The 18,585-nt window shown below is 65.8% G+C and carries 16 protein-coding genes and 1 other RNA gene; 13 read left to right on the forward strand and 4 right to left on the reverse strand.

Going from position 1 to position 18,585, the window contains the following annotated elements:
* Window positions 1-216 precede the first annotated feature (216 nt).
* On the forward strand, window positions 217-2,016 hold the full coding sequence (locus tag JJB99_RS10435; RefSeq protein ID WP_200498681.1) for an ABC transporter ATP-binding protein: 1,800 nt from the start codon (window positions 217-219) through the stop codon (window positions 2,014-2,016).
* A gap of 54 nt (window positions 2,017-2,070) precedes the next feature.
* Window positions 2,071-3,474 (forward strand): MATE family efflux transporter, encoded by a 1,404-nt coding sequence (locus JJB99_RS10440; protein ID WP_200498682.1) that lies wholly within the window; start codon window positions 2,071-2,073, stop codon window positions 3,472-3,474.
* Window positions 3,475-3,507: 33 nt separating this feature from the next.
* Here the strand turns inward: JJB99_RS10440 and JJB99_RS10445 are convergent, their stop codons facing one another.
* On the reverse strand, window positions 3,508-4,251 hold the full coding sequence (locus JJB99_RS10445) for a sulfite exporter TauE/SafE family protein (protein ID WP_200498683.1): 744 nt from the start codon (window positions 4,249-4,251) through the stop codon (window positions 3,508-3,510).
* A gap of 224 nt (window positions 4,252-4,475) precedes the next feature.
* On the opposite strand from JJB99_RS10445, the gene JJB99_RS10450 reads away from it, so the two are divergent.
* Window positions 4,476-4,736, forward strand: a complete 261-nt coding sequence (locus JJB99_RS10450) for a hypothetical protein (protein WP_200498684.1) — start codon at window positions 4,476-4,478, stop codon at window positions 4,734-4,736.
* Window positions 4,737-4,743: 7 nt separating this feature from the next.
* On the opposite strand, the gene JJB99_RS10455 is transcribed toward JJB99_RS10450, so the two are convergent.
* Window positions 4,744-6,114, reverse strand: a complete 1,371-nt coding sequence (locus tag JJB99_RS10455; RefSeq protein ID WP_200498685.1) for a PLP-dependent aminotransferase family protein — start codon at window positions 6,112-6,114, stop codon at window positions 4,744-4,746.
* A 79-nt stretch (window positions 6,115-6,193) separates the two neighbouring features.
* On the opposite strand from JJB99_RS10455, the gene JJB99_RS10460 reads away from it, so the two are divergent.
* Both JJB99_RS10460 and JJB99_RS10465 read left to right on the forward strand, forming a co-directional pair.
* Window positions 6,194-6,628: a DUF983 domain-containing protein gene (locus tag JJB99_RS10460; RefSeq protein ID WP_246775194.1), complete on the forward strand. Its 435-nt coding sequence runs from the start codon at window positions 6,194-6,196 to the stop codon at window positions 6,626-6,628.
* 70 nt (window positions 6,629-6,698) lie between these two features.
* Entirely contained in the window at window positions 6,699-7,412 is a 714-nt protein-coding gene (locus JJB99_RS10465; protein ID WP_200498687.1) for an alpha/beta fold hydrolase, read from the forward strand.
* Window positions 7,413-7,596: 184 nt separating this feature from the next.
* Here JJB99_RS10465 and rnpB read toward each other — a convergent pair.
* Window positions 7,597-8,023, reverse strand: an RNA gene (rnpB, locus tag JJB99_RS10470) — RNase P RNA component class A.
* Between the two features lie 148 nt (window positions 8,024-8,171).
* On the opposite strand from rnpB, the gene JJB99_RS10475 reads away from it, so the two are divergent.
* The gene (locus JJB99_RS10475) at window positions 8,172-8,525 is read left to right on the forward strand and encodes a YciI family protein (protein WP_200498688.1); all 354 of its coding nucleotides are present in this window, start codon (window positions 8,172-8,174) and stop codon (window positions 8,523-8,525) included.
* Window positions 8,526-8,547: 22 nt separating this feature from the next.
* The gene (locus JJB99_RS10480; RefSeq protein ID WP_200498689.1) at window positions 8,548-9,780 is read left to right on the forward strand and encodes an RNA polymerase sigma factor; all 1,233 of its coding nucleotides are present in this window, start codon (window positions 8,548-8,550) and stop codon (window positions 9,778-9,780) included.
* 142 nt (window positions 9,781-9,922) lie between these two features.
* On the opposite strand, the gene JJB99_RS10485 is transcribed toward JJB99_RS10480, so the two are convergent.
* Window positions 9,923-10,780 (reverse strand): N-acetylmuramoyl-L-alanine amidase, encoded by an 858-nt coding sequence (locus tag JJB99_RS10485; protein WP_200500103.1) that lies wholly within the window; start codon window positions 10,778-10,780, stop codon window positions 9,923-9,925.
* A 447-nt stretch (window positions 10,781-11,227) separates the two neighbouring features.
* Here JJB99_RS10485 and rsmH point away from each other — a divergent pair, with 447 nt between their 5' ends.
* The 6 genes from rsmH (at window position 11,228) to mraY (ending at window position 18,584) form a co-directional block, all read left to right on the forward strand.
* On the forward strand, window positions 11,228-12,217 hold the full coding sequence (gene rsmH, locus JJB99_RS10490; protein ID WP_200498690.1) for a 16S rRNA (cytosine(1402)-N(4))-methyltransferase RsmH: 990 nt from the start codon (window positions 11,228-11,230) through the stop codon (window positions 12,215-12,217).
* Between the two features lie 3 nt (window positions 12,218-12,220).
* Window positions 12,221-12,613, forward strand: coding sequence for a cell division protein FtsL (gene ftsL, locus JJB99_RS10495; RefSeq protein WP_200498691.1), 393 nt, complete (start codon window positions 12,221-12,223; stop codon window positions 12,611-12,613).
* Window positions 12,610-14,352 carry a peptidoglycan D,D-transpeptidase FtsI family protein gene (locus JJB99_RS10500; protein ID WP_200498692.1) on the forward strand — a complete coding sequence of 581 codons (1,743 nt, stop codon included), beginning with the start codon at window positions 12,610-12,612 and terminating at the stop codon, window positions 14,350-14,352. Before ftsL ends, JJB99_RS10500 begins: the two co-directional genes overlap by 4 nt.
* A gap of 83 nt (window positions 14,353-14,435) precedes the next feature.
* On the forward strand, window positions 14,436-15,908 hold the full coding sequence (locus JJB99_RS10505) for a UDP-N-acetylmuramoyl-L-alanyl-D-glutamate--2,6-diaminopimelate ligase (protein WP_200498693.1): 1,473 nt from the start codon (window positions 14,436-14,438) through the stop codon (window positions 15,906-15,908).
* On the forward strand, window positions 15,905-17,284 hold the full coding sequence (locus JJB99_RS10510; RefSeq protein ID WP_200498694.1) for a UDP-N-acetylmuramoyl-tripeptide--D-alanyl-D-alanine ligase: 1,380 nt from the start codon (window positions 15,905-15,907) through the stop codon (window positions 17,282-17,284). The genes JJB99_RS10505 and JJB99_RS10510 overlap by 4 nt, the downstream gene beginning before the upstream one ends.
* A 196-nt stretch (window positions 17,285-17,480) precedes the next feature.
* Window positions 17,481-18,584 (forward strand): phospho-N-acetylmuramoyl-pentapeptide-transferase, encoded by a 1,104-nt coding sequence (mraY, locus tag JJB99_RS10515; protein ID WP_200498695.1) that lies wholly within the window; start codon window positions 17,481-17,483, stop codon window positions 18,582-18,584.
* Window position 18,585: the final 1 nt, after the last annotated feature.

An 18,585-nucleotide genomic window follows, 5' to 3' on the forward strand; every position in this document is an offset into this window, starting at 1 on the left:
CGCACGCCCGCGCTCGCTGATGTTCTGGCTCGGTATGTGCTCGGCCTCCTAGAGGCCTCTTCCGCCAGATTCGATTGGGCCAAGATTTCGACCAAGCGTCCCGATCGCTCAACTTCCCAAGTCAAAGCCAACTTTAAGTGACGCCGTCCCGGTCCTCGCGGCCGGCTTGCGTCCATCGATGGAGCCGGCCCGCGCGCAAAGCGGCCGGATGATGCCATGACTGCTCTGTCAAAGAAGCCCGCGGCGATACGTGTGGTGCTGCCTTTCGTGTTCCGGCACTGGCTGAAGCAGCCGGGATCTACGCTGGTCGTTGTCGGCAGCCTGCTGAGCGCGACCGCGGCCGACCTGTTCATGCCGGTCTTTTCCGGGCATCTGATCGATGCGCTGACGCGCGGGCCCTCCGATGCCGATGCGCGCCACGCCGCGCTGGTCGCATTCGGCGCCATCGTGGCGCTGGGCGCGGCCTCGATGGTGCTGCGGCTCGCAGGCCTGCAGGCGATCGTGCCGTTCACGCTGAAGATCATGTCCGAGGTCGCGCAGGACGCGTTCATGCGCGTGCAGCGCTTCTCGACCGACTGGCACGCCAACTCCTTCGCCGGCTCCACCGTGCGGAAGATCACGCGCGGCATGTGGGCGCTCGACCTGCTCAACGACACCATTTTGCTGGCGCTGCTGCCGTCGCTGGTCGTGCTGATCGGCTCGATGATCCTGCTCGGCGTGCACTGGACATCGTTAGGTGCGGTGATTGCGCTCGGGGCACTTGTCTATGTCACGATGACCGTGCTGTTCTCGACGCGCTACATCGCGCCGGCGGCGCGCGTCTCCAATGCCTGGGACACCAAGGTCGGCGGCACGCTGGCGGATGCGCTGACCTGCAACGCCGTGGTGAAATCCTTCGGCGCGGAGCTGCGCGAGGATACGCGGCTCGCCCGCGTCATCAACCGCTGGCGCGTGCGGGTGCGGCGGACCTGGTTGCGCTACAACTACACCGCCATGGCGCAGCTCTCGCTGCTGCTGTGCCTGCGGGGATCCGTGATCGGCGGATCGGTGCTGCTATGGATGTACGGGCATGCCTCGCCCGGCGACGTCACCTATGTGCTGACGAGCTACTATGTCATCCACGCCTATTTGCGCGATGTCGGCATGCACATCAACAACCTCCAGCGCTCGGTCAACGACATGGAGGAGCTGGTGGCGATCCATGACGAGCCGATCGGAATCGCGGACGCTGCCGACGCGCGGCCGATTGCCATCGAGGGCGGCGAGATCGTGTTCGACGACGTCACGTTCCATTATGGCGGCCATCGTGCACCGCTGTACGACGGATTGTCGCTGACGATCCGCGCCGGCGAGCGCGTGGGCTTGGTCGGCCGTTCCGGCTCCGGCAAGACCACCTTCGTCAAGCTGGTGCAGCGGCTCTACGACGTCTCTGATGGACGCGTGCTGATCGACGGCCAGGACATCGCGAAGGCGACGCAGCAATCGCTGCGCAGCCAGATCGCGATCGTGCAGCAGGACCCGATCCTGTTCCATCGCTCGCTCGCCGAGAACATCGCCTATGGCCGGCCCGGCGCCAGCCTCGAGGCGATCGAGCAGGCGGCGCGGCTGGCGAATGCGCACGATTTCATCCTGCGCTTGCCGAAGGACTACGGCACGCTGGTCGGCGAGCGCGGCGTCAAGCTCTCGGGCGGCGAGCGGCAGCGCGTGGCGCTGGCGCGCGCCTTCCTGGCCGATGCGCCGGTGCTGATCCTGGACGAGGCGACCTCGAGCCTCGATTCGGAATCGGAGGCGCTGATCCAGCAGGCGATGGAGCGGCTGATGAAGGGCCGCACCGCGATCGTGATCGCGCACCGCCTGTCGACCGTGAGGAGCCTCGACCGCATCCTGGTCTTCGACCGCGGCGAGATCGTCGAGCAGGGCACCCACGCCATGCTCGCGGGCAAGCCGGGCGGCGTCTATCGCGGCCTGTTCGAGCGCCAGGTGGTGGAGCTCGGACACGTCGCAGCAGCCGAGTGACGGGCGGCAGCGGGGCGAAAGCCCCGCGGTCACGCCGCCAGAGGATGGAATGAGATGAAAGACCTGACACACGGCTCCATCGTGAGACACATCCTGGCCATGGCGCCGCCGATCATGGCCGGCATGGTCACGATCATGATCTGCCAGCTGGTCGATCTCTACTTCGTGTCGGGATTGGGCGATGCGGCCGTGGCGGGCGTCGCCGCGGCCGGCAATGCCGGCTTTCTCATCAACGCGCTGATCCAGGTGCTGGGCGTCGGCACGGTGGCGCTGATCGCGCATGCCGTCGGACGCAAGGATCGGCCGGACGCCAACCTGATCTTCAACCAGGCGATCGCGCTCTCGGCGCTGTTCGGCCTGCTGACCCTGGCCATGGGCGCAGCGCTCTCGCGCCTCTACATGTGCTCGGTTGCCGCGGACCAGGCCACGATCGAGGCGGGGACGACTTATCTGTTGTGGTTCATGCCGGCGCTGGCGCTGGAATTCGCCATGCAAGTGCTGGCATCGGCGCTGCGTGCGACCGGCATCGTGCGCCCCGCGATGTCGGTGCGGGTGCTCGCGGTCGCGATCAACATCGCGCTGGCGCCGGTGCTGATCTCGGGCTGGGGCACCGGCTACGCGCTCGGCGTTGCCGGCGCAGGGCTGGCGAGCTCGATCGCAGTATTCATCGGCGTTCTGATGCTGCTGGCGCATTTCCGCGCAACCGAGCGCTATGTCGCATTCAATCCGGCGCAGTGGCGCCCGCAGCCGCGCCATCTGAAGCGTATTCTCAATGTCGGTCTGCCGGCGGGCGGCGAGTTCGCGATGATGTTCATCTTCATGGCAGTGGTCTATTACGTGCTCAGCGACTTCGGCGCGGCGGCGCAGGCGGGATTCGGCATCGGGCAGCGTGTGCTCGGCCTGATCCAGATGCCGGCGCTCGCGGTCGCGCTCGCGGCCGGGCCGATCGCCGGCCAGAATGTCGGCGCTGCCAACGGCGCGCGGGTGCGGGAAACCTTCGTCAAGTCGGCGCTGATCACCACTGTCGTGATGATCGGATTCATGACCATTGCGCAGCTGAAGCCGGAGCTGCTGCTCGCCGGATTCTCCAACGACCGGGAGACGATGGCGGTCGCCTATCTGTTCCTGCGGATCATCTCGCTCAATATGGTGGCGCAAGGACTGATCTTCACCTGCTCGAGCATGTTCCAGGGCCTCGGCAACACCAAGCCGGTGCTGCTGAGCTCGGCGACGCGCGTGTTCACCTATTCGCTGCCGGCGATCTGGCTCTCGACGCGTCCCGGCTTCCGCATGGAGTATGTCTGGTACGTGTCGATCGCGGCGACCACGCTCCAGGCGGCTTTGAGCCTGTGGCTGCTGCGCCGCGAGCTCAGGAAGCGCTTCGCGCGGTTGCCGCATGACGAGGTCGCAAAGCCAGTGGAAGACCTGGTCGCGCCTCCTGTGCGCGCGCCCGCGTAGCGTCGGTTAACCTCCTCGCGCGGCGCCGTGGGGCTAATGCGCGCCAAGACTGTTCCAGACGAGCGTTAGGCCCGACAGGAACAACAGGCCAAGCACGACATCGCCAAAATGCTTGTCGTTCAGCGCGTGATAGACGCGCGCGCCGGCCCATGCGCCGACCAACGTGCCCGGAAAGGCGACCAGCGCGAGCCAGACGAGCTTGAGCTCGACGATGCCTGACGCGGTCTGCAACACCAGCGCAGTGGCGAGCACAGTGAAATTGAAGAGCTGGAAGATTCCGCGCCGCTCATGCTTGTTCCAGCCGCGGATGTTGGCCCACAGGATCGGCAGCGGCCCTGACAAACCGGCGAGGCCGCCAAGAACGCCGCCGGCAAAGCCGATCGCGCCGTCGGCGATCCGGCCGCCGAACTTGATGGCGAGCGGCCTCTTGTTCAGATAGAGCGCGCTCGAAAAGATCAGGATCAGCACGCCGACGCTCAGCTTGAACACCTTTGGATCGGCGGAGGCGATCATCATGGTGCCCAGCGGCACGCCGAGCAGTCCTCCGATCAGGAACGGCCACACCAGTGACAGATCAAAGCTCTTCCACATCGATGGCAGCGTCGAGGTCTGCGCGATCACCGAGCAGATCAGCACCAGCGGCACCGCGAGCGAGGGCGGCAGCACGTAGAGCCAGATGCCGAGCGCCATCAGCGCCGTGCCGAATCCGGCCAGCCCCGAGACGAAGCCGCCGGCCAGTGCGCCGAACAGCAGCAGCACGTAGGTGAGCGTTTCCAACGGATTGTCCTTGTCGCAATGGGCGATGCCGGAGTGTTGATCGGCATTGTCCGCATAGCACAGCCGCGGCGGTGGCGGTCAATTTCAAAACCGCACGCAAGCGTGATCCTTCATAGCGGGCTTTCGCGGAAAACAGGCCTACATGACGGGCGTACTTCAATCGGGGGGGCGCCGCCGTGTGCGCTGCGATCGGCATGTCCCCGCTTAGATGATGGAGCACGATCATGAGACGTACGAAGATGGCCGTTTCGGTCGCGCTGCTGTCGGCGATGGCCTTGATGCCGACCGTGGCGCAGGCACAGTTTTCCGAGCCCGCGGCCTATCAGGCCGCGCATCCCGACCGCGATGTGCTCAACGGCGGCCAGCTCACGCCTGCCGCGCGAGCAGCGCTCGGCCAGCAGGGAACGCCGAGCGATGCCTACGCCTCGCAAGCTTATCCGTCAGGCCTCGCGCCGATCGTTCGCCCACGCCATCGCCGTCAGTGATGTTCGCCTAGACGATCTGCCTGGTCTCCGCGGGCTTGTGCAGCGCGCCGACCAGAATGCGCACTGCCTCCGTCAGTTCAGCTCTGTTGCGCGCTGCGCCCAGCGAAACGCGTGCGGCATGTGGCGGCGTTCCATCTACGGTGAAGGCATCGCCGGCGACGACCGCGAGGCCGTTGCGCAAGAGATGAGCCGCGATGTCGGGGCGGCCCTCCGGCAGCCGCAGCCAGAGATGATGCGCAGCCGGCTTGGCCAGGAACTGGAAACCCTTCAATGCGCGCTGCGCGAGCTGCTGGCGGCCGACCGCCTCGTTGCGGATCGCGGTGATAATCCGATCGGCGATGCCGGCTTCGATCCAGTGCGTCACCAGCGCGACCATCAGCGGCGTCGGCATCTGCACGGTCGCCTGCAAATAGCCGCGCATCTGAAGCTGCGCATCGTCATCGGGCGTCATGAGATAAGCGACGCGCAGCGCCGGCGCGATGCATTTTGACAGCGTGGTTGCGAGATATGTCCGCTCGGGAATGAGATTGGCGATCGGCGATGCCGAGCGGTCGAGCAGGCCGTAGGCATCGTCCTCGATCAGAATCGTATCGGCATCGCGGATGATCTTGGCGATGGCCTCACGGCGTTCGGGAGAGAGCGTTGCGGTAGTCGGATTGTGCAGCGTCGGAATGAGATAGACGGCTTTGGGCTTGTGCGTGCGGCAAGCCTTCGCCAGCGCATCGGGCAATATGCCGCCGTCGTCCATGGCGACGCTGACGAGCTTGACCCCAAGCCGTGCCGCGGCCGCCTTGATGCCGGGAAAAGTGAGGCCTTCGGTCAGCACGACGTCGCCGGGCCGCGCCAGATGGGCGAGCAGGTTGAACAGGATGGTCTGCGCGCCGGGAAATATCACCAGCCTGTCGGCATGGGCGTGTGCTACGCGTGCGCGCATCCAGCGCGCCGCAACCTCGCGCTCATGCGCGCTGCCGCCGGGCGGCTGATAGTTCAGGAATGCAGTCAGGCCCGATTGCGCGCGAAGGGCCTCCATCCCCGCGATGATGCGCTCGTCGAGCTGCGCCTCCAGCGGATGCGGCGGCACGTTCATCGAGAGGTCGATCGCGACGGGATGCGGCAGGTCGACCCCGCGGCGTGCGCTGGTCTCCGACACGAACGAGCCCTGTCCGACGCGCGCCTCCATGATGCCGCGGCGCCGCGCCTCGGTGTAGGCGCGCGTCACCGTGGTGAGGTCGATGCCGAGCGCTTTTGCCAGTGCGCGTTGCGTCGGGAGCTGCTGGCCGCGTACCAAGCGGCCGGCGGCGATGTCGGCCTCCATGGCCTCGACGATGCGCTGGTAGCGCGGCCCGCTCAGCTCGGCGATTGTAGGAGTCCAATCCATGCAATATAAGTCTAAATCCTTTGAATGTATGGATGCAAGATATTATTGTATGGACCAGCAAAACGGAAGAGGTGTCGTTATGACGACCGGTTCGGTTTCTCTGGCAAAGGCGATGTGGTGTGGTTTTCGCGGCAAGTGCCCGAACTGCGGCGAGGGACATATGTTCGGGCGCTTCCTGAAAGTCGCGGGCAGTTGCGATCACTGCGGCGAGGAGTTGTTCCACCAGCGCGCCGACGATTTCCCGGCCTATCTGGTGATGGTCGTGGTCGGCCATCTCGTGGTGCCGGCGATCCTCGCGGTCGAGACGGCCTACGCGCCGCCGGTCTGGCTGCAGCTGGCGGCGTGGCTGCCGGTGACGCTGTTCGCCTCGCTCGCGCTGCTGCAGCCGACCAAGGGAGCCATCGTCGGCCTGCAATGGCAGATCGGCATGCACGGCTTCGAGGCGGGCAAGCTGCGGCGCGAGGCCCGCGAACTCGCTCCGGTGCTGGTGAAGGCGGATTCGCGCGCCGCCTGAGGCGCCGGCGTTTACATCGCGCGTCCGGCCGCTACACTCCATCATAAAAGCAAGGACGATGGAAACGCCGATGGCCGCACGCGCGAAAACCTTCCTGCTCTGTCATGGCGCCTGGTCCGGCGGATGGGCCTGGAAGAAGATGCATCCGCTGATGATGCAGGCCGGCCATCGCCTGGTCGCGCCGACCTACACCGGTCTTGGCGAGCGTGCGCATCTCGCCAGCCCGGCGATCGATCTCGACACGCATATCAACGACATCCTCAACGTCATCGCCTTCGAGGACCTCTCCGACATCGTGCTGCTCGGCCACAGCTATGGCGGCATGGTCGCGACCGGCGTTGCCGATCGCGCGCGCGAACGTGTGTCGCAGCTGATCTATCTCGATGCCTTCGTGCCGTGCGATGGCCAGTCGCTGTTCGACCTCAACGAGAGCGGTCGCGAGCCGATGCGCAAGGCGGCCGCTGCGGGCGATGGCTATCGCATCCCACCGAACCCGCCGCCGCCGGACACGCCGCTGGCCGATCTCGACTGGCTCAATGCGCGCCGCATCAACATGCCGATCAAATGTTTCGAGACCAGGCTGAAGCTCCAACACGGCAAACTCGCGATGCCGCGCAGCTACATCTACTGCAAGCGCATTCCGCCCGGCGATGTGTTCGGGCAATTCGCCAAACGGACGAAGAGCGAGGAGGGCTGGCGCTATTTCGAGCTCGACGCGAGCCACGCGCCGAATGTCACGGCACCGGAAGCGTTGATGGGTGTGTTGGAGGAGATTGTTGGCTGACCCACAGCGGTCATTCGGGGGCGTGCGCAGCACGAACCCGGAATCCATTCCTCCAATTCTCTGCCGCGCGATGGATTCCGGGCTCTCGCTTCGCGAGCCCCGGAATGACACCATTTGAATGGCCGCGCGCTCGGCCCAATTGGTGAGGGGTCCGATGCGGTCAGCATCGAACCCCTCGTTGCAAGATATCAGCCGGCCTGTAAGCCGGGTTCTGTAGGGCACCATCCGCTTGCGCGAACGATACGTGACGGCCATTCCTCTGGGACCATGTTTGCACATGGCCTCGAGCAACCTACCCGGACGGCGGGCCTGACATCGCCCCGCGGCGTTATCGCTTTCGCGAACAGCCCGCTACGCCGTCCCTATTCGGTTTTGCTCCCGGTGGGGTTTACCATGCCGGCTTCGTTGCCGACGCCGCGGTGCGCTCTTACCGCACCTTTTCACCCTTACCCTGCGAAGCCCGAAGGCGAAGCAGGGCGGTTCGTTCTCTGTGGCACTTTCCCTGGGGTTGCCCCCGCCGGACGTTATCCGGCACCGTATGTCAAGGGAGCCCGGACTTTCCTCCCCGGCGGCCTTTCGGCCCCTGCCGGAGCGGCCGTCCGGCCGACTGACGGCCTAGGCATGGGCATTTGTGACGGTTTCGTCAAGCCGATATCGCCGCGCGGGCGGCCTGCAAATAATTTATCCTGAAGATGTCGTTTGGAGCGTGCCCGGTTCGACTGGATGTCGGCGACACAGCCGAACAACAGGAGTTAAACCATGCAGTATCTGCTGATGATCTACCAGAACGAGGTCGAGTACGCGAAGAATGACGCGGCGACCAGCCAGAAGATGCTGGCCGAGTACCAGGCCTTCACGCAATCCATCATCCAGAGCGGCAATTTCAAGGCCGGCGACCGGCTGCGGCCGACCACGACCGCGACGACCGTGCGCGTGCGCGACGGCAAGACGCTGACGACCGACGGTCCGTTTGCGGAGACGCGCGAGCAACTCGGCGGCTACTATTTGATCGAGGCCAAGGACCTGAACGCAGCGATCGAGATTGCCGCGCGCATTCCGAGCGCGCGCATCGGCTCAATCGAGGTGCGGCCGATCTGGGTGTACGACAAGTGACGGCGCAGCCGCGCATTGACGCATGACCCCTAGTGAGATCGACAAGATCTTCCGCGACGAGGCGGGGCGGGCGCTGGCCACGCTGATCCGCCTCGTCGGCGATTTCGATCTGGCCGAGGACGCGCTCCAAGAAGCCTTTGCCGTCGCGCTGGAGCGCTGGCCGGCGTGCGGGGCACCCGACAATCCGCGCGCCTGGCTGGTCAATGTCGCCAAGCACAAGGCGATCGACCGGGTCCGCCGCCAGACCGTCTTCCGCGGCAAGGAGCAACAGCTCGTGCACGAGCTCGAGCTCAATGCGCAGGCCGTCGACGAGCCGCCGGCGATGCTCGACGACGACATGCTGCGGCTGATCTTCACCTGCTGCCATCCTTCCTTTGCGCCCGAGGTGCAGGTCGCGCTCACGCTGCGCACCGTCTGCGGGCTCTCGACCGTGCAGGTCGCGCGCGCCTTTCTCGTCAGTGAGGAGGCGATGGCGCAGCGCCTCGTTCGCGCCAAGCAGAAGATCAGGCTGGCAGGCATCCCGTATGAAGTGCCCGAACGTGACACTCTGGTGCCGCGTCTCGACGGCGTGCTCACCGTGATCTATCTCGTCTTCACCGAAGGTTATGTCGCGACCTCAGGTGCGGATTTGATGCGGCCCGATCTCGCGGTCGAGGCCATCCGGCTCGGCCGCCTGCTCGACCGCTTGATGCCGGAGCGCGCGGGCATCAAGGGCCTGCTCTCCCTGATGCTGCTGCACGACGCGCGCCGCGCCGGGCGCGAGACGGCGGCCGGCGACGTCGTGCTGCTCGAGGAGCAGGACCGCATGCTGTGGGATCGCAAGCAGATCGAGGAAGGCCTGCGTCTGGTGGACGATGCGCTGCGCCTGCCCGGCCGGCCGCAGGCTTATGCCGTGCAGGCCGCGATCGCCGCGCTGCATGCGCGCGCGGCGAGTTTTGAGGAGACCGACTGGGCGCAGATCGCCGGGCTCTACGAGGTGCTGCTGCGCATCAGCCCGTCGCCGGTGATCGAGCTCAATCACGCCGCGGCGGTGTCGATGGTCGACGGGCCCGCACGCGCGCTCGATCTCGTCGACGCGATCACCGCGCGCGGCGGGCTCAATGGCTACGAACTGTTGCCTGCCGTGCGCGCGGATCTGCTGCGTCGACTGGGACGGAAGGACGAAGCGCGCGCCGCCTATCTTGCCGCGACCGAGGCGACGCAGCTCGAGCCGTTGCGGCGGCTCTATGCGCGGCGGATGCGGGAGATGGATTAGGCCTCTCGTGCGCCGGACGCAGCGCCTCTTGGGCGGTGCGCTGCAGAGCCGGGCCCATCTCACCGTAGCGGATCGCATCGCCGACTGGGTCCCGGCTCGCGCTTCGCGCGTCCGGGACACGAGAGTGGTGCAGGCCTCGCCGTCACTTCGTTGTGATGGTGGTCGCTTCCTGAGGCAAGCTCGCCAGCAGCGCCTGCAAGGTCGACAGCGTCGAATGATCCGCGACGCCATCGAGCCGCGCCGGGCGGAAATGGCGCTGGAAGGCGGTGATCACTTCCATCGTCGCGGCGTCGTATTTGCCGGTCAGCGGCACGCCGTAGCCGTACTTCGCGAGCGCCTGCTGCATGCTCAGCACCGCGTCGCTGATCGTGCCGAGCATCAGGCTCTCGCCGCGTACGATCGGCGCGGGCGTCACCCAGTGACCGACGCCGGAATTGGCCAGCGAATGCCACGGAAATTTCTCGCCGGGATCCTTCTTGCGCGCGGGGGCGACGTCGGAATGGCCGAGCACGCGGTGCGCCGGCACTTTTCGCCGCAGCATGATGCCGCGGCACAGCGCGATCACGGCCGCGATCTGGCGCAGCGGAAATTCCGGATAGCCCCAGTCATGGCCACGATTGATGATCTCGATGCCGATCGAGCAGGAATTGATATCGTCCTCGCCGGCCCAGGACGAGACGCCGGCGTGCCAGGCGCGCTTAGCCTCGGGCACGCATTGCACGATGCGGCCGTCCTCCAGCACGACGTAATGCGCCGACACTTCGGTGCCCGCCGTGCAGAGCCGCGCCAGCGCGCCCTCGACATCGGGCATGCCGGTGTAGTGCAGCAAGATCATGTCCGGCTGCCGTCCCTTGTTGCGCTCGCCATAGTTCGGCGACGGGATGATGTCGGAGACGATCGAGGAATCCGGCTCGAACGTCCGGATGTTCGCCGCGGCCTTGGGAACCGGGAGAACGCGTTGACGCTTCGAATCAGACGGTGTGGACGAACCGGACGGCATCGACAGCTCATCGGACGGAGAGTGGGCCAAGCCCTTCTCTTTACTATTCCTTTACCTTCCGCCGTACGCAATCGCGCGACGCGGTTAACGGATGCATTTTGCGCCTTGTGTGTGGATGCAGCATCACCACCGAGCCGCCCTATCTTACGCCAAGCACCTTTTCGAGTTGTAACGGGTCGATCAACGCTTTCTTAACGCTAAGGGCCGTTACTGAGGGATGAAGAGCCGACCCGTGTCCGGAGGCGGCCAAAGCGTATTTTGGCTCGAAATCCCATGGCTGCCCGACAAATTCCACTGGGAACTCTGGGTTTGCAGCCTGGGATGGCCGGGCTCGGTCACCATGCTGGACGAGGGCTTTGTCGTGGAACCGCCGCGACGCGGAATTATTCGAGGCGTTATGGGCTTGCTCGTCCCCGATCTCTTATGGACGCGCGGCGGGCGCTGCGCATGAGCTCGGTTCCGCATATCCCCGTTCTCGGCCGCGAGGCGGTCGAGCATCTCGCGCCGCGCGCGGGCGGCGTTTATGTCGACGCCACCTTCGGCGCCGGCGGCTATAGCCGCGCCATTCTCGACGTGCCGGGAACCCGCCTGATCGCGATCGACCGCGACCGCACCGCGATCGCTGGCGGTGCCGAACTGGTCGAACGCTCCGCGGGCCGCCTGACGCTGGTTGAAAATCGCTTCTCCAATCTCGCCGAAGTCTGCGCGGCACAAGGCGTCGAAGCCGTCGACGGCGTCGTGATGGATGTCGGCGTGTCCTCGATGCAGCTCGACCAGGCCGGCCGCGGCTTCTCCTTCCGCCTCGACGGTCCGCTCGACATGCGGATGGGGCAGGCGGGCCCCACCGCGGCCGACGTCGTCGCGCACGCCTCGGAAGGCGATCTCGCCGACATCATTTATCTGTTCGGCGAGGAGCGGCAGTCGCGCCGCATCGCCCGCGCCATCGTGGCGGACCGGGAGGAGACGCCGTTCACGACCACGCGCGGGCTGGCCGATCTCGTCGGCAGGGTGGTGCGCTCAAAACCCGGCGACATTCACCCGGCGACGCGGACGTTCCAGGCGCTGCGCATCTTCGTCAACGAGGAACTCGACGAGCTCCACACCGCGCTCGCTGCTGCCGAGCGCGTGCTCAAGCCCGGCGGCCGCCTCGTGGTGGTCTCGTTCCATTCGCTGGAAGACCGCATCGTCAAGAACTTCCTCGCCGAGCGTTCCAAGACCGGCGGCGGCTCGCGCCATCTGCCGGAAGTGGCACAAACCGCGCCGAGCTTCCAGCTGCTGACGCGTCGTCCTGTCGTCGCCGGCGAAGCGGAAGTCGCGCATAATCCGCGCGCACGTTCGGCAAAGCTGCGCGCCGCCGAGCGCACCTCGGCGCCCGTGCACGACGACAGCGAGCCATCGTCCTGGCCAAAGCTCTCCGACGTGATGAGGGGCGGCTAGCGCATGCGCATCATCCACCTCCTCGTCATCGGCGCGCTGATCTTCGCTGCGGCCTATGTCTACCGGATCAAGATGGATTCCACGGCACGCACCGAGAAGGTGCTGCGGCTGCATGCGGAGATCCGCGAGCAGCGCGACGCGATCGCAGCGCTCCGTTCCGAATGGGCCAAGCTCGATGCGCCGCTGCGCCTGCAGGGCCTCGCCGAGCGGCATCTGCCGCTCAAGCCCGTCAACGGCACGCAATATGACTCCCTAAAGAACCTGCCGGAGCGTCCGCCGCGGATGTTCAGGCCGGGCGAGCCGGATCCGATCGGGGCCATGCTCAATACCATCGAAGCTGCGAGCGACGCCGATAACGTGACCGGCTCCGTGCCTCACCCCGAGGACCAGCAATGAGCCCGGCGACGCCTGCAAAACCCACTGAACCCTGGCGGCAGCGGCTGATCCGCAGCCTGCTCTATGGGCGCAACGTAGACCGCGCCGCGAAGGCGCGCGCGCGCGTCGGCCTCGGTATGCTCGCTTTTGCCTCGGTCTATCTTCTGATCGGCGGCCGTCTCGTGATGTTCGCGATCGGCGCCGATGCCCATGGCGCGCGCCGGGCCGCGGCGCAGGAGGTGGTCGCGACCGCGCGGCCCGATATCGTCGACCGAAACGGTGCGATCCTCGCCACCGACGTCAAGGCTTCGAGCCTGTTCGGCGAGCCGCGCCGCATCATCGACAAGGACGAGGCGATCGAGCTTTTGACTGCCACCGTGCCGGACCTCGACGAGGCCGAAGTGCGCGAGCGCCTTAGAACGCGCAAGGGCTTCGTCTGGCTCAAGCGCGAGGTCACGGCGAAGCAGCAGCAGGACATCCACAAGCTCGGCATTCCCGGGATCGGCTTCCTGCGCGAGAACAAGCGCGTCTATCCGACCGGCAACGAGGTCGCCCACCTCATCGGTCTCGTCAACATCGATAACCAGGGCATCGCCGGCATGGAGAAGTGGCTCGACAATCAGGGCCTCGCCGATCTGCATCGCGCCGGCTTCGCCACCGACCGGCTGCAAAAACCGATCGAGCTCTCGATCGATCTGCGCGTCGAGCACGCGCTGCGCGACGAGCTTCTGAAGGCCAAGGACAAGTTCCACGCCAAGGCGGCGTCCGGCATCGTCTCCAACGTCAAGACCGGTGAGCTCGTGGCGATGGTCTCGCTGCCGGATTTCGACCCCAACAATCCGAAGGAAGCGCACGATCCCGACCGCATCAACCGCCTGACCACGGGCGTCTACGAGATGGGCTCGACCTTCAAGGCGTTCACGCTGGCGATGGCGCTCGATTCCGGGAAGATCAATCTGAACTCCTCGTGGGATGCGCGCGGCAATCTGCACTACGGCAAGTTCACCATCCACGACAGCCATGCGCTCGGCCGTTTCATCAACACCAAGGAAGTGTTCACCTACTCCTCCAACATCGGTGCCGCGCGGATCGCGCTCAGCCAGGGCGTCGAGGCGCACAAGGCGTTCCTCGCCAAGATGGGGCAGTTGACGCGGCTGCGGACCGAGCTGCCGGAGAGCGCGGCGCCGCTGGTGCCGCGGCGCTGGGGTGAATTGAACACGGTGACCATCGCGTTCGGCCAGGGCATCTCGGTGGCGCCACTGCAGGCGGTGATGGGCATCAACGCGCTGGTGAACGGCGGCTACCTCATTCCGCCGACATTCATGAAGCGCAGTGAGGAGGAAGCGGCGGCGTTGGCCAAGCGCGTCATCAAGACCGAGACCAGCGACAAGATGCGGTTCCTGATGCGGCTCAACGCCGAAATCGGCACCGCCAAGAGCGCCGACGTCAAGGGATACTACGTCGGCGGCAAGACCGGAACGTCCGAGAAGGTCATCAACGGCCGCTATGCCAAGAAGCGGGTGCTGAACTCCTTCACCGCGATCATGCCCTGCGACGATCCGAAATATCAGATCCTGATCATGCTCGACGAGCCGCAGGCGATTCCCGAGACGAAGGGTTTCATCACGTCGGGATGGAACGCGGTGCCGACGGGCGGCAAGGTGATCGAGCGGATCGCCCCGCTTCTGGGCGTCGAGCCGCGGTTCGACCTGCCGCCTGCGGACCGCCTTATTCTTGCAGCATCCAGGACAACCCAGTAATCAACTGGGGTGGCCATCGCCGGTGCTGATTCGGCTTTTCCTGACGATTCGGCTTTCCGGCGCGGCGTGTCGACTGGACCACCATGAAGCTGCGCGAACTCTTAGGTCAGGACGCTCTGGGCAATGACACCGCACTCGAGCCCGCTGTCGCGGCGCTGGATGTCACCGGTGTTGCGCTCGACAGCCGCGCGGTCAAGCCGGGCGATCTTTTCTTTGCTCTGGCCGGCAGCAAGACCGACGGCGCACGTTTCATCGATGCCGCGGTTGCCGCGGGCGCGGTGGCGGTTGTCAGCGATCATGCGCCTGATGGCAGCAAGGTTCCATTCGTCAGGGTGACCAATCCGCGCCGCGCGCTAGCGCTGGCCGCGGCAAAATTTTTCCCCGCACAGCCCGCGACGATTGCCGCGGTGACCGGCACCAGCGGCAAGACCTCGGTCGCAGCATTCACGCGCCAGATCTGGGAGCGGCTGGGGCATGCCTCGGCCAGCATCGGCACCATCGGTCTCGTCTCGCCCAAGCGCACGGTCTATGGCTCGCTGACGACGCCGGATCCGATCGCGCTGCACCGGCAGCTCGATGAGATCGCCCGCGAGGGCGTCACGCACCTCGCCTTCGAGGCCTCGTCGCACGGTCTTGACCAGTATCGCCTCGATGGCGTGCGCATTTCTGCCGGCGGCTTCACCAACCTCTCGCGCGACCACATGGATTATCATCCAACCGTCGCGCATTATCTTGCCGCCAAACTCCGTCTGTTCCGCGAACTGGTTCCGCCGGGCGGCGCGGCCGTGATCTCGGCCGATCACGATTGCTCGGCCGAAGCGATCGAGGCGGCGAAGGCGAGCAACTTGCGCGTGATGGCGGTCGGCCGCAATGGTGACGGGGCAGGCGAGGGCATTCGCCTGGTCGAGGCCGAGGTCGAAGGTTTCTCGCAAAAGCTCGCGCTCGAACATCGCGGCAAGCGCTATTTCGTGCGCCTGCCGCTGGTCGGCGAATTCCAGATCGAGAACGCGCTGGTGTCGGCCGGCCTCGCCATCGGCACGGGCAGCGATGCCGCGAATGTGTTCGCGAGCCTCGAACATCTCGAGGGTGCCAAGGGCCGGCTCGAACGTGTCGGCGAGCGCAACGGCGCGCCGATCTTCGTCGACTATGCACACAAGCCCGACGCACTGGCGAAGGCGCTCCAGGCGCTGCGGCCTTACGCCAAGCGCCGGCTGGTCGTCGTGTTCGGCGCCGGCGGCGACCGCGATGCCGGCAAGCGTCCGATCATGGGCGAGATCGCCGCCGAGAATGCCGACGGCATCATCATCACCGACGACAATCCGCGCAACGAGAAGCCGGAAGCCATTCGCGCCGAAATCCTCGCCACCGCAAAAGGCGCCCGCGAGATCGGCGATCGTGCCGCGGCAATCCGAACCGCGATCGAGGAATTGCAAGAAGGGGATGCGCTGCTCGTCGCCGGCAAGGGACACGAGACCGGACAGATCATCGGCGGCGAGGTGCTGCCCTTCAGTGATCACGAGGCGGTCGCCGCCGCATTAGCGTCGAGGACAGCATGAGCGCGCCAATCTGGACGGTGGCCGAAGTGGCGCGCGCGCTGAGCGCTGCCGGATCGTTCCCGGACACGCCGATCGACTTCGTCACCCAGGACAGCCGGCTGGTGAAACCGGGCAGCCTGTTCGTCGCGCTGAGCGGCACGCCGAGCGGCGGCTTCGTCTCCGCCTTCGCCAGCGCGCGCGACGGCTGGGAGTTCGCCGACAAGGCGGAAGCTTCCGGCGCGGTCGCGATGATCGTGCCGCACGAGATCGCAGGCATCCGCATTCCCCAGATCGTGGTGAAGGACACGCTGATCGACGGGCTCTGGGGCCTCGCGCGCGCCGCACGCGCGCGCTTCCACGGGCCGGTGATCGGGCTCACCGGCAGCGCGGGCAAGACCAGCACCAAGGAATTTCTCGCGGCCTACCCAGGCGCCCATGCGAGCCCGTCGAGCTTCAACAATTTCTGGGGCGTGCCGCTGACGCTGTGCAACGCCCGTCCCGATGCCAGCCTCTGGGTCGTCGAGATGGGCATGAACCAGCAAGGCGAGATCGCACGGCTCAGCGAGCTCACGCGGCCGACGGTCGCGCTCGTCGTCAACGTCCAGCCGGTGCATCTGGAAAAGCTCGGCTCGCTCGAAGCCATCCGTCGCGAGAAGGTCTCGATTGCGCTCGGCCTGCCCGAAGGCGGCGTGCTGGTGCTGCCCGCCGGGCTCAAGGCGTCGGAATGGAAGGGCAGGGTGGTGCGCTTCGGCGAGCATGCCGAGGTGCACGAGGTCGCGCACGCGCCGCATGGCGAGAGCTGGCAGGTCGTGGCCATGATCGGCAAGAAGGAGATCGCCTTCAGCCTGACGCCGGGCGCGCCGCACCGCGTGCAGAATGCGCTGGCAGCGCTCGCTGCGATCCGCGCCGCGAACCTCGATGCGGCGACGCTCGCGATCAAGCTCGACCGGGTCGGTATCATGACCGGTCGCGGCGTCGAGCAGGCGGCCGGCGGTGTCACCGTGATCGACGACAGTTTCAACGGCAATCCGGCCAGCGTTGCTGCTGCGCTGCAAAGCCTCCAGGCCCGCAACGTGACCGGCGGCAGGCGTATTGCGGTGCTCGGCGATATGCTCGAGCTCGGCGATGACGCACCTCGCTATCACACCGGCCTTGCCGCGCATCTCGCCGGCATCGACGGCGTCTATTGCGTCGGACCGCTGATGCGCCACCTGTTCGAGGTGCTGCCATCAGGCAAGGGCCTCGGCTGGCACGACGATCCCGCCACGCTGCAACCGGGCGAGGTCGCGAAACTGCTGAAGGCAGGCGATGTCGTGGTTGTCAAGGGCAGCAAGAAGATGTTCTGGGTCAACAAGTTTGTGCCGGGCCTAGTGGCCGCCTTGCAGGCAAAGGCGTAAACTGCTTGGAAGGCGCTGTTCCCGAATCCCACCTTCTGCGGCGCGAAGCGTTTTCCCGGAGGTCGCGCGACCCCATGATGAAGACCAGCGAATGCGCGTGACGCGCGGTGACAAGGCCGAAGTCGAGGCCAGATCAAGGGCAAGAACCAAGGGCAAGACCAAAGGCCCCGTGCAAAGGCGTCATAGGACCGTCTGAATGTTTTACTGGCTGATCGATCTATCCAACACATTTCCGGGCTTCGGTGCAGTGCGCACCGTCTTGAACGTCTTCCGCTACATCACCTTCCGCACCGGCGGCGCCATCGTCACCGGTGCGCTGTTCGTGTTCCTGTTCGGGCCCTGGATCATCGATCATTTGCGCATCCGCCAGGGCAAGGGTCAGCCGATCCGCACCGACGGCCCGCAATCGCATCTCAGCAAGAAGGGCACGCCCACCATGGGCGGGCTGATGATCCTGTCCGGCCTCACGGTCGGCACCGTGCTGTGGGCCAATCCCCTCAACCCCTATGTCTGGATCGTGCTGGCGGTGACGCTCGGCTTCGGCTTCGTCGGCTTCTATGACGACTACCTCAAGGTGACCAAGCAGACCACGACCGGGTTCGGCGGCAAGCTGCGCCTGCTGATCGAGGCGGCGATCGCGCTGGTTGCCTGCTATGCGCTGGTGCGGCTGAACCGGGATCCCGCATCGACCGCGCTGACGATACCGTTCCTCAAGGACACGGTACTGCATTTCGGCTGGTTCTTCGTCGTGTTCGGCGCTTTCGTGATCGTCGGCGCCGGCAACGCGGTGAATCTCACCGATGGTCTCGACGGCCTTGCCATCGTACCCGTGATGATCGCGACCGCGAGCTTTGCGATGATCGCCTATCTCGCCGGCAATGCCGTCTTCGCCGATTATCTCCAGATCAAATATGTCGCGGGCACCGGCGAGCTCGCCGTTCTCTGCGGCGCGCTGCTCGGCGCCGGCCTCGGTTTTCTCTGGTTCAATGCCCCACCAGCTTCGATCTTCATGGGCGACACCGGCTCGCTCGCGCTCGGCGGCATGTTGGGTGCGATCGCGGTCGCGGTGAAGCACGAGATCGTGCTCGCGGTGATCGGCGGCCTGTTCGTGCTGGAGGCGGTCTCCGTCATCGTGCAGGTGGTGTCGTTCAAGCTCACCGGAAAGCGCATCTTCCGGATGGCCCCGATCCATCACCATTTCGAGCAGCTCGGCTGGACCGAGCCGCAGATCGTGATCCGGTTCTGGATCATCTCGGTGATGCTGGCGCTCGCCGGCCTGTCGACGCTGAAGCTGCGGTGAT

Source organism: Bradyrhizobium diazoefficiens (assembly GCF_016616235.1).
Classification (GTDB): domain Bacteria; phylum Pseudomonadota; class Alphaproteobacteria; order Rhizobiales; family Xanthobacteraceae; genus Bradyrhizobium; species Bradyrhizobium diazoefficiens_H.

What these genes read in the sequence shown, in the direction of transcription:
- JJB99_RS10480 (WP_200498689.1), top strand. Translation starts at nt 8,548, where the DNA reads ATGACCCCTAGTGAGATCGACAAGATCTTCCGCGACGAGGCGGGGCGG.
- JJB99_RS10460 (WP_246775194.1), top strand. Translation starts at nt 6,194, where the DNA reads ATGACGACCGGTTCGGTTTCTCTGGCAAAGGCGATGTGGTGTGGTTTT.
- JJB99_RS10465 (WP_200498687.1), top strand. Translation starts at nt 6,699, where the DNA reads ATGGCCGCACGCGCGAAAACCTTCCTGCTCTGTCATGGCGCCTGGTCC.
- rsmH (WP_200498690.1), top strand. Translation starts at nt 11,228, where the DNA reads ATGAGCTCGGTTCCGCATATCCCCGTTCTCGGCCGCGAGGCGGTCGAG.
- JJB99_RS10455 (WP_200498685.1), bottom strand. Translation starts at nt 6,114, where the DNA reads ATGGATTGGACTCCTACAATCGCCGAGCTGAGCGGGCCGCGCTACCAG.
- ftsL (WP_200498691.1), top strand. Translation starts at nt 12,221, where the DNA reads ATGCGCATCATCCACCTCCTCGTCATCGGCGCGCTGATCTTCGCTGCG.
- JJB99_RS10510 (WP_200498694.1), top strand. Translation starts at nt 15,905, where the DNA reads ATGAGCGCGCCAATCTGGACGGTGGCCGAAGTGGCGCGCGCGCTGAGC.
- JJB99_RS10505 (WP_200498693.1), top strand. Translation starts at nt 14,436, where the DNA reads ATGAAGCTGCGCGAACTCTTAGGTCAGGACGCTCTGGGCAATGACACC.
- JJB99_RS10475 (WP_200498688.1), top strand. Translation starts at nt 8,172, where the DNA reads ATGCAGTATCTGCTGATGATCTACCAGAACGAGGTCGAGTACGCGAAG.
- JJB99_RS10485 (WP_200500103.1), bottom strand. Translation starts at nt 10,780, where the DNA reads ATGCCGTCCGGTTCGTCCACACCGTCTGATTCGAAGCGTCAACGCGTT.
- JJB99_RS10450 (WP_200498684.1), top strand. Translation starts at nt 4,476, where the DNA reads ATGAGACGTACGAAGATGGCCGTTTCGGTCGCGCTGCTGTCGGCGATG.
- JJB99_RS10440 (WP_200498682.1), top strand. Translation starts at nt 2,071, where the DNA reads ATGAAAGACCTGACACACGGCTCCATCGTGAGACACATCCTGGCCATG.
- mraY (WP_200498695.1), top strand. Translation starts at nt 17,481, where the DNA reads ATGTTTTACTGGCTGATCGATCTATCCAACACATTTCCGGGCTTCGGT.
- JJB99_RS10500 (WP_200498692.1), top strand. Translation starts at nt 12,610, where the DNA reads ATGAGCCCGGCGACGCCTGCAAAACCCACTGAACCCTGGCGGCAGCGG.
- JJB99_RS10435 (WP_200498681.1), top strand. Translation starts at nt 217, where the DNA reads ATGACTGCTCTGTCAAAGAAGCCCGCGGCGATACGTGTGGTGCTGCCT.